We start from the raw sequence: 4,201 nt of genomic DNA, 5'->3' as shown, positions 1-4,201 counted from the left end.
TCACCGCGTTCTTTCAGGCACACCGCATACACCGCCGACGCGGCTTGCGCCGCTGCTACAGGGATTGCGTACCCTTGTAGCAGCGGCGCGAGCCGCGTCCGGGTTCACCGCGTTCATTCAGGCACACCGCATACACCGCCGACGCGGCTTGCGCCGCTGCTACAGCGATTGCGAGCCGCGTTCGGGGTTGTGCGCTCATTCAGGTATACCGCATGCGTCGCTTTTACGGGGGTATGTGGTCTGCGCGAGGGCGAGTAAGCTGTGGGCTTTCCCATCCGCTGCTGGAGCCGATATGTCCGAGTTGATCCTGCATCACTATCCGACCTCGCCGTTCGCCGAGAAGGCCCGCCTGATGCTCGGCTTCAAAGGGCTCGCGTGGCGCTCGGTACTGATTTCGCCGATCATGCCCAAGCCTGATCTGACGGCGCTGACCGGTGGCTATCGCAAGACGCCAGTGCTGCAGGTCGGCGCCGATGTCTATTGCGACACAGCCCTGATCGCTCGACGGCTGGAGCAGGAGAAAGCCTTGCCGGCGCTGCTGCCCCTTGGCCAGGAACTCACCGTGGCCATTTTCGCCGCCTGGGCCGATTCGGTGCTGTTCCAGCATGCCGTCAGCCTGGTGTTCCAGCCCGAGTCCATCAGCGCCCGTCTGTCGCGTCTGCCCGAAGACGCCGCCAAGGCCTTCATTGCCGATCGCATGGCGCTGTTCCAGGGCGGCACGGCCACGCGTCTGCCGGTGGAGCAGGCCAAGCATCAATGGCCGACGTTCATGGCGCGCCTGGAACAGCAACTACAGAGCGCTGAAGGTGAGTACCTGTTCGGCGGGCCGACCCTGGCCGATTTCTCCATGGCTCATCCGCTGTGGTTCCTCAAGGGCACACCGGTCACCGCACCGCTGGTGGATGCCTACCCCGCCATCCACGCCTGGCTGGGGCGCGTACTGGGTTTTGGCCACGGCACCTACAGCGAGCTGACTGCCGACGAAGCCCTGGCGATTGCCAAAGCGGCCACTCCGGCAGACTTGCCCGACGAAACGTTCGAGGATCCCAGCGGTTTCAAGGTGGGCGACCAGGTGAGCATCTCGGCCGTGGACTATGGCGTCGACCCCGTGCAGGGCGAGTTGTTGTTTGCCGGGGCCGAGGAATTGATCATCCGACGTGAAGACGCGCGCGCCGGCGTGGTGCATGTGCATTTTCCGAGAGTGGGTTTTGCAATCACAAAACCGTAGCGGCGACGTCAAGCCGGACACCCCACACCGCCTGCCTCCCCGCCAACTGTGGGAGCGGGCTCTGCCCGCGAAGGCCACGCTGCGGTCCGATTGACACCCCGCACCGCCCGCTTAGCGGTCGGTAACCACTCAGTCAATCCTTCCGCCGTTTGAGCTGGTCGGTCAGTTGCGACGGCAGGCCCTTGATGATCAGGGTGCCGGCTTCCTCGTCATACTCGATCTTCGAGCCCAGCAGATGCGCCTCGAAGCTGATCGAAAGCCCCTCGGCCCGCCCGGTGAAGCGACGAAACTGGTTGAGGGTGCGCTTGTCGGCCGGAATCTCCGGCGACAAACCGTAATCCTTGTTGCGGATATGGTCATAGAAAGCCTGCGGGCGCTCTTCGTCGATCAGACCCGACAGCTCTTTCAACGTGACCGGCTCGCCCATCTTGGTCTGGCTGGTGGCGTACTCCACCAAGGTCTGGGTTTTCTCCCGCGCCGACTCTTCTGGCAGGTCCTCGCTCTCGACGAAGTCGCTGAACGCCTTGAGCAGTGTCCGCGTTTCTCCCGGACCATCCACGCCTTCCTGGCAGCCGATGAAATCGCGGAAGTACTCCGAGACCTTCTTGCCGTTCTTGCCCTTGATGAACGAGATGTACTGCTTGGACTGCTTGTTGTTCTGCCACTCCGACAGGTTGATGCGCGCCGCCAGGTGCAGTTGCCCCAGGTCCAGGTGCCGCGACGGGGTCACGTCGAGCTCGGAGGTCACGGCCACGCCTTCACTGTGATGCAGCAGGGCAATGGCCAGGTAATCGGTCATGCCCTGCTGATAGTGCGCGAACAGCACGTGCCCACCGGTGGACAGGTTGGATTCTTCCATCAGCTTCTGCAGGTGCTCGACGGCCGTGCGGCTGAACTGGGTGAAGTCGCGGCCCTCGTCCAGATAGTCCTTGAGCCAGCCGCTGAACGGGTGCGCGCCGGACTCGGCATGGAAGAAGCCCCAGGCCTTGCCCTGCTTGGCGTTGTAACTTTCGTTGAGGTCGGCAAGCAGATGTTCGATGGCGCTGGACTCGGCCAGCTCGCTGTCGCGTGCATGAAGCACGGCAGGCGTGCCGTCGGGTTTCTTGTCGATCAAATGGACGATGCAGTGACGGATCGGCATGGGCTTCTCGGCTTGTCTGACTGATGGGCACGGCGGCTGGAGCAGGCTGTGCCACAAAGGGGCGAAGTGTAACGTAGATAGGGGTTTTACGGATTGCCGGTGACCTGCGCATGCGCTGAAACGACGAAATCGTCTACTTTTTGGCCAAACCCATGATAAAGCTGAATAAAAGGGCCGCTAGTGGCGGATATTTGTTTGGCTCTGTGCTAGTTTTGCCCGGTCTTGCGGCCCACGAGGCCGTGAAGCCCCGCAGAGAGCGGCTTTCGAGTCGAACCAAACGTCATTCTGGGTATCTACAATGGCGATTGGCATGACCGAAACGCGAGCCCCGGCGGACGTCGCACGCCCGGCTCCGACTTACGCTGCACTTTGCAATCCAATTGAATTTGATAGGGAAGGTACACCACCATGGCATTAACCAAAGACCAACTGATCGCCGATATCGCTGAAGCTATCGACGCGCCGAAAACCACCGCGCGCAACGCTATCGAGCAGCTGGGCCAGATCGTTGCCGATCAATTGGAAAATGGCAGCGAGATCACTCTGCCTGGTATCGGCAAGCTGAAAATCACCGAGCGTCCTGCCCGCACTGGCCGTAACCCTTCGACTGGCGCTGCCATCGAAATCGCTGCCAAGAAAGTCGTCAAGTTCGTCCCAGCCAAAGTGCTGACCGATTCCGTTAACAAGTAATTGTAACGGCTCGACGAACCGTGCCGCGGGTCAACCCGGGCGCGGTTTTTTTGTGCCTGTAAATCCATAGGCGCGGTCTGTGAGCATCTGTGGGAGCGGGCCGCAGTGCGCCGTGAATCAGTCAGCTGAACCAGTTTTTGCCGGCTGGCTCTGCCTGGAAGGTCCAGGCGACGAAGCGGCTTTGCTTCTGGCCTTGGCCCATTTCCACCACTCGGACCTGCACGGCATTGACCCTGCCAAGGGCTGTCTGAATGGCCGGCAGGTTGGAGGCCTTGGACACCAGCGTCGAGAACCACAATACCTGCTGTCCCACGGCCACGCTTTCGTTGATCAGCTGCGTCACGAAGCGAATCTCGCCGCCTTCACACCACAACTCGTTGTTCTGACCGCCAAAGTTGAGCACGGGCAACTTGCGCTTGGGATCGGCCTTGCCCAGCGCGCGCCATTTGCGCTGGCTGCCGCGGGTCGCTTCCTGCAACGAGGCATGGAAGGGCGGATTGCACAGGGTCACGGCGAACCGTTCTTCGCGGCCCAGCAGTCCCTGGAGAATCTGCCGAGGCTGCGTCTGCTGGCGCAAGGAAATGGCTTTGCCCAGTTTGTTGGCCTGCACGATGGTGTTGGCCGAGGCCAGTGCCACCGAGTCGATGTCGGAGCCCACGAACTGCCAGCGATAGTCACTGTGGCCCAGCAGGGGATAGATGCAGTTGGCACCTACACCCACGTCGAGCGCCCTGACGCCGGCGCCCCGCGGAATCTCGCCGCCGTTGCTTTCGGCCAGCAGGTCGGCCAGGCAGTGCAGATAGTCGGCCCGTCCGGGTATGGGCGGACACAGGTAGCCGTCCGGGATGTCCCAGTGCTCAATGCCATAGAGGGTCCTGAGCAACGCCCGGTTGAACACCTTCACCGCCGCGGGATCGGCGAAGTCGATGCTTTGCTTGCCATACGGGTTGAGGATGACGAACCGGGCAAGGTCCGGATGGCTCTTGATCAATTGCGGGAAATCGTAGCGACCCTGGTGGCGATTGCGCGGGTGCAGGGTGGGTTTTGGCGGGGTGGACATGGGAGGTTACCGGTGGGGGCGGGGGCCTCTTCGCGGGCAGAGCCCCCGCCCTGTCGCGTATACACATCGCCGCGCCCACCGG

4 protein-coding genes are annotated in these 4,201 nt (G+C 62.1%); 2 read left to right on the top strand and 2 right to left on the bottom strand.

From position 1 onward, the window contains the following. The first annotated feature begins 292 nt into the window (after window positions 1–292). Window positions 293–1,228, top strand: a complete 936-nt coding sequence (locus QMX89_RS22420) for a glutathione S-transferase family protein (protein WP_282349931.1) — start codon at window positions 293–295, stop codon at window positions 1,226–1,228. Between the two features lie 133 nt (window positions 1,229–1,361). On the opposite strand, the gene yejK is transcribed toward QMX89_RS22420, so the two are convergent. Further along, window positions 1,362–2,369 (bottom strand): nucleoid-associated protein YejK, encoded by a 1,008-nt coding sequence (gene yejK, locus QMX89_RS22415; protein ID WP_049861824.1) that lies wholly within the window; start codon window positions 2,367–2,369, stop codon window positions 1,362–1,364. Window positions 2,370–2,777: 408 nt separating this feature from the next. Between yejK and QMX89_RS22410 the strand changes: the two genes are divergently transcribed. Then, window positions 2,778–3,059, top strand: a complete 282-nt coding sequence (locus QMX89_RS22410) for an HU family DNA-binding protein (RefSeq protein WP_043186365.1) — start codon at window positions 2,778–2,780, stop codon at window positions 3,057–3,059. A 121-nt stretch (window positions 3,060–3,180) separates the two neighbouring features. On the opposite strand, the gene rlmF is transcribed toward QMX89_RS22410, so the two are convergent. Further along, on the bottom strand, window positions 3,181–4,119 hold the full coding sequence (rlmF, locus tag QMX89_RS22405; protein ID WP_282349930.1) for a 23S rRNA (adenine(1618)-N(6))-methyltransferase RlmF: 939 nt from the start codon (window positions 4,117–4,119) through the stop codon (window positions 3,181–3,183). Window positions 4,120–4,201 lie beyond the last annotated feature (82 nt).

It is taken from the genome of Pseudomonas sp. PS01301 (assembly GCF_029960215.1).
GTDB lineage: Bacteria > Pseudomonadota > Gammaproteobacteria > Pseudomonadales > Pseudomonadaceae > Aquipseudomonas > Aquipseudomonas coleopterorum.
This window is presented reverse-complemented; position numbering and strand designations above follow the sequence as displayed.

Bases quoted from the DNA above. Each gene is read 5' to 3' on its own strand.
- QMX89_RS22420 (WP_282349931.1), top strand. From the start codon at position 293: ATGTCCGAGTTGATCCTGCATCACTATCCGACCTCGCCGTTCGCCGAG.
- yejK (WP_049861824.1), bottom strand. From the start codon at position 2,369: ATGCCGATCCGTCACTGCATCGTCCATTTGATCGACAAGAAACCCGAC.
- QMX89_RS22410 (WP_043186365.1), top strand. From the start codon at position 2,778: ATGGCATTAACCAAAGACCAACTGATCGCCGATATCGCTGAAGCTATC.
- rlmF (WP_282349930.1), bottom strand. From the start codon at position 4,119: ATGTCCACCCCGCCAAAACCCACCCTGCACCCGCGCAATCGCCACCAG.